Genomic DNA, 4,792 nt, shown 5'->3' on the forward strand with positions numbered 1-4,792 from the left:
GAGATCCATACGGCCCTGTCTCTTAGGATTAGTTTGAGAAGAAGTCGACAGTACATTTAGAAGCACCTACGTTCCTCAAAGAATTGTTAGATTAAAAATAACAGACCGGATGAAGATACGTGCGACGGGGGCGAGGCGAATGGCTGAGCGGTATCGATATGCGGGTTCAACGGTATTATATTGACCACGTAGATTATTAACTTGCATTTCTAACAGTTAAGGAGACGGGTGCTTTCCAGCACACTCCTTCGATGATGCCTTCCGCTAGTTGCTATGCCGGTTTCAGCCAACAAAGAATGTGCCCGGGCGCTCAGGTTCACCGTTAGCGTTGGCAACATATGAGATGGGCCAGACCCTTGCCGCGCGCCGATTGCGCGAGAGGTGTCGGGCTCCATGTTTATTCCACCTGCTTGTTATCAACCAGCTTCGTTCAACGTCAGACATTCAAGATGTCAGACGTCGAACCTGCGCTAAAGACGCAGCTGGGGCTACTAGTTGCCTACAATCGCTCGCGAAGCTCACCTGTTCGTGCGTGAATGTCTGACAGCTCCGTCAGACATTGTCGGACATTTGATTGTTCGACAAATGCGCACGTGGTCGCGTTCGCAAAGATAACTGAACGGTCGATGGGTGCGTTGAGACCGGAGCAAACGGCGGATGCCAGAAAAATGGCCTCACAGAATCGCACCCATGGTTGATAAAATTGACCGCCCGGGCGCAAATACCCGGGCGGTCAATTCATCCCCTCGTTCGCGATCCTGTTGGGTTTTGGGGCTTTGACATGTTGTTGACGGATGGATCAGCCGTACAGCTTGATCTCCCGGGGTTCCATGTGGTCGTCCCCCAATAAGACGTCCCTGATGTAGCCCTGCGGCAGGAACTCGACGGGCAGCACTGGGTCGTCGACGTAGCCGGGCACTGGGAGTAGGCGTGGCCTTTGGACATAGCGTGGCCGCCTGCCGGCGGTCGGACTGCCACTTCAGCCAAAAGCTCAGGCGCGCGCATTAAAATAATGAATATATCGCTTGATGGGCTTTTGACCAAGCATGAACATCGCAGGTAAATCCGTGTACCAATTTTTGGTACACGGATTTACCTGCGGTTTGTTGAAAGCTCTGACACGCGCTGTCGACTTCATTAAAATCGATTGCCGATCAAGTCTTCCTATATATGCGAGCCCCAAGAAACTGCGCTGTGAACCTGAGTCCTCTATCGATCGGCCCGGTGCACCGGGCCGCTGTCCTCGAGCCGGCAACAGCTTGCCGGTCTCAAAACGTATGCCGTCCGGCACGACCGACAGCCGAGCCTTGTGCCCCACTCGAGCAGTGCCAGAACCCCGTGCCGGAACCCACGCAGACGATGGCAGGGGAATTCAGCCGCGGCCATCGAGGAGCCGACCTAGGGACGGCGCCCTCATTCCTCAATGGATTTCCGCCGCCCCTTATAGGTCTGGATTGATTTAATGCTTGATTTAATCCGGCTGAATAAGCCGACCATGGGCCGGTTGACATAATGTAAGGTAAAAGAGCAGATGCGGCCGTACGCCGGTGCGGGTGATGTGACAGAATGTAATACACGTATTGCATCTAACCGGGAGGTGCATCATGGCAACCGCCACCGCAGTCCTGAGAATCCCCGAGGACCTCTCGAACAGGTACGACCACCTGGCGAAGTCGACGGGCCGCACGAAAACCTTCTACATGACGGAGGCCCTCGCCGCGGAGATAGACAGGCTCGAATACGAGTACGGCCTCATGAATTATTCGGGAGGCGTTTGGTTGCGAGGCATGCCAGTGTGCGGGGCCTGATTCGTCAGGCCCCGCACAGGGGGACCGCGATGGTGGCCACCGCGCCGCCCGAGGGGCTGTTGGCGAGCGAGACGGAGCCCCCGTGGGCGCTCGCGGCCTCGGAGGCGACGTGGAGGCCGAGCCCGTAATGGCGGCCTCCGTCGCGCGAGGAGCGAGAGGAGTCGTCTGTGAAGAGGCGCTCGCAGCCGCGTTCGAGGGCGGCGGGAGAAAAGCCCGGTCCGTCATCGGCGACCTCGATGACGAGGTATCCACCAGCGACGTCGCAGGAGACCACCACGCGCGAGCGCGCGTGCTCGGCGGCGTTGGCCACGAGGTTCGCGGCGGCTCGCGCCAGGGTGGTTCGGTCGAGTGGGGCCTCGGGCGCGCCCGCGACAGCGGGGCCCGTGGCTGCGTCGAGCGTCACGCCTCGCGCCCGGGCGATCTGGGCGGCCTCGGCGAGGACCTGTTCGCAGAGCTCGGCCGGCCGCATGGGGGCCCTCTCCGCCCCGCCGGACCCGCGCGACGCCTCGATGAGCAGGCGCACGTAGCCGTCAAGCCTTTCGACACTGCCGGCTATGTCGCGCGCGGCGGCCGCGAGGTCGGCGTCTTTCTCGTCTTCCAGCTCCTCCGCCACGAAGTCGGCGTTGGCGCGCAGCACGGTGAGCGGCGTCTTGAGGTCGTGGGCGAGCGACGCCATCTGCTCGCGCTGCCCCCGCTCCGCGGCCCAGCGGGCCTCGAGCGACTCGGCGAGGGAGGCCCGCATGGCGTCCATCGCGGCGAGGACGTCGTTCACCTCACGCACGTTGGTGCTGCCGACCGCGAAGTCGAGCTCCCCCGCGCCGACGCGCCCCGCCGCCTCCGCGAGCGGCGCCATCTTGCGCGAGATCACGCGGCTCGCACGGCGCGCCACGAGCGCGAGCGCGAGCGCGCTTCCCACAGCGGCGCCGACGAGCATGAGGTTCTGCGGGTTGGGAAGCAGGCTGGCGAGATCGCGCGAGACCCACTGCGGCAGGTACTCGCTGACGAGTGCGCAGGCCCCGCCGCCCTTGAGCGGGAACGCGGCGTAGGTGAGGCCCGAGCCCCCGCCCTCGATCTCCACTGTGCCCGGATCCGCGGCGAGTGCCGCACGGGCCATTTCCGTCGCGTCCTCGAGCCGCGTGCCATCGAGGTCTGTCATCAGCACGTATCCGTCCTTATTCAGGATGAGGTAGCGGTACGCCGTCGGCACGTCCTGCTGTCCGCAGACGCCGTCGCGTGCCAGGCCCTCCGCGACCTCGCGCACATTGGCCGGCCCCCAGCTTGCCTCGTAGACGAAGCCCGCGTTGATCGCCGCGGAGAGCGCCATGAACGAGGCGAGCCACGCCGTGGCGACCGCCGCGAACGCGTAGGCGAAGTAGCGCGCGATGACGAAGGAGAGCGGCATGCCCCCGCGACCTCGCGCCCCGGTCCTTAGAGCTGCCACTTGTACCCCATCCCCCAGACGGTCGCGATCGGATCGGCACCGGCCTCGGAGAGTTTCCTCCGGGCGCGGCTGACCTGCATGGATATGGCCGCGTCGTCGGCGTCGCTCTCCCAGCCGAGCACCGCCTCGCGGATCTGCGCGCGGCTCATGACCTGCCCGGGGTGGCGGGCGAGGTACTCGCAGATGGCGTACTCGGTAGGCGTGAGCGGCACGGCCTCGCCGCCCACGGCGAGGTCGCGCGCCCCGAGGTCGATCCGCACCTCCCCGAAGGAGAGGGCGTGCGAGCGCGGCCGGCGCTCACGGCGTAGATGGGCCGCGACCTTGGCGCGCAGTTCCGCGGCCCCGAAGGGCTTGCGGACGTAGTCGTCGGCGCCCAGGCCGTAGCCGGCCACGGCATCCTCCTCGGCCACGCGCGCGGTCAGGAAGACGATGGGCCCGTCGAAGTCCGGACGGATCTGCCGCACGAGCTCGAAGCCGTCGAGCCCCGGCATCATGACGTCGCAGAGCACGAGGTCGAAGCGCGAGAGGTCCATCCCCGGGACCGCCGTCGGGTCCGCCGCCCTGACGACCTCATGGCCGTCGCGGCCGAGGACGCGCGCGAGCGCGTCGAGGATCGCCCGTTCATCATCCACTGCCAGTATCCTCGCCATGTTGACCTCCTGAAACTCTCGTCGGAATTGTACTAGCGCCGCACTCAGCGGTCCAGAGCCCCGCGCGCAGCCTCGGGCGCCTCGGCCGCGTCGCACGCGCGGTAGCGCTCGCCCGAGCCGCCGCGCGCCTCGATCTCGAGCCAGCCCTCGCCGTCCGACTCCCGCCCGAAGAAGATGAGCTGGAGCTCTCGGACATTGCCCCTGTCATCCGCCGCGTCCACCAGGTAGACGTAGTTTGCCCCCGCCCCGGTGGCGTCGGCGTAGGAGCTCAAGTGGCTGCCGGGCTCGGGCGCGGGCGCCCACATGGCGATCTCAGGGTTGGGCAGCACGCGGTCGGCGATCGAGCGCAGCGCCGACCCCCAGCCGGCGTCGAGCAGGGCATTCCCGCCCAGGACGAGCGCTGCGGAGAGGAGGACGAGCATGGCGGCGAGCGGCTTTCTACGCATCTGCCCTCCCGTCCTCGAAGCGGCAGAACCAGGCGAGAAGGACGGCGTCGGCTGCCAGGGTGAGCACGAGGCCAGCGAGCGCAGTCGTGAGGAGTGGGCCCGCCGCGCGTGCGGCGTCGATGAAGGCCTCAACCCCGAGAGACCCCAGGCGCGCGGGCCAGGCGAGCGGCACCCAGCACAGGGGCGTCGCCAGGGCACCGGAGAGCTCGCCGGTCATGAGGCCGTGCGCAAGTCCGCCCACCGAGAAGAACGCGAGGAGCACCCCCGCAGCTCCGGCGCCGATGGCGGCGTTGCGGCCGAGGCGCAGGGCCACGCCGAGCCACAGCGCGTAGAGGGGCAGGCTGCCCAGCACGATGCCCGCCCACGCGGCCGCAAACGGAGCGGGCCCGAGCGGCAGGCGCCCGGCGACGGCGAGCACGGCCCCGAACACGCCGAGCGCCACGGCCA

4 protein-coding genes and 1 pseudogene are annotated in these 4,792 nt (G+C 66.1%); 1 reads left to right on the forward strand and 4 read right to left on the reverse strand.

What is annotated here, in order from left to right; genetic code table 11:
- Positions 1 to 1,604 precede the first annotated feature (1,604 nt).
- Positions 1,605 to 1,808, forward strand: a complete 204-nt coding sequence (locus tag DW024_RS09720) for a ribbon-helix-helix domain-containing protein (protein ID WP_117629189.1) — start codon at positions 1,605 to 1,607, stop codon at positions 1,806 to 1,808.
- A gap of 4 nt (positions 1,809 to 1,812) precedes the next feature.
- Here the strand turns inward: DW024_RS09720 and DW024_RS09725 are convergent, their stop codons facing one another.
- From DW024_RS09725 to DW024_RS10125, 4 genes and pseudogenes are all read right to left on the reverse strand, one after another.
- Positions 1,813 to 3,210, reverse strand: coding sequence for a sensor histidine kinase KdpD (locus tag DW024_RS09725; RefSeq protein WP_117629188.1), 1,398 nt, complete (start codon positions 3,208 to 3,210; stop codon positions 1,813 to 1,815).
- Positions 3,211 to 3,236: 26 nt separating this feature from the next.
- Positions 3,237 to 3,899, reverse strand: a complete 663-nt coding sequence (locus DW024_RS09730) for a response regulator transcription factor (RefSeq protein ID WP_117776253.1) — start codon at positions 3,897 to 3,899, stop codon at positions 3,237 to 3,239.
- A gap of 44 nt (positions 3,900 to 3,943) precedes the next feature.
- A complete protein-coding gene (locus DW024_RS09735) occupies positions 3,944 to 4,345 on the reverse strand; it encodes a hypothetical protein (protein WP_118377595.1) in 402 nt (133 codons plus the stop codon).
- Positions 4,338 to 4,792, reverse strand: a pseudogene (locus DW024_RS10125) (lantibiotic ABC transporter permease); the annotation flags it as partial. The gene DW024_RS09735 and the pseudogene DW024_RS10125, both read right to left, overlap by 8 nt.

The sequence above is a fragment of the Collinsella sp. AF37-9 genome (genome assembly GCF_003475115.1).
GTDB lineage: Bacteria > Actinomycetota > Coriobacteriia > Coriobacteriales > Coriobacteriaceae > Collinsella.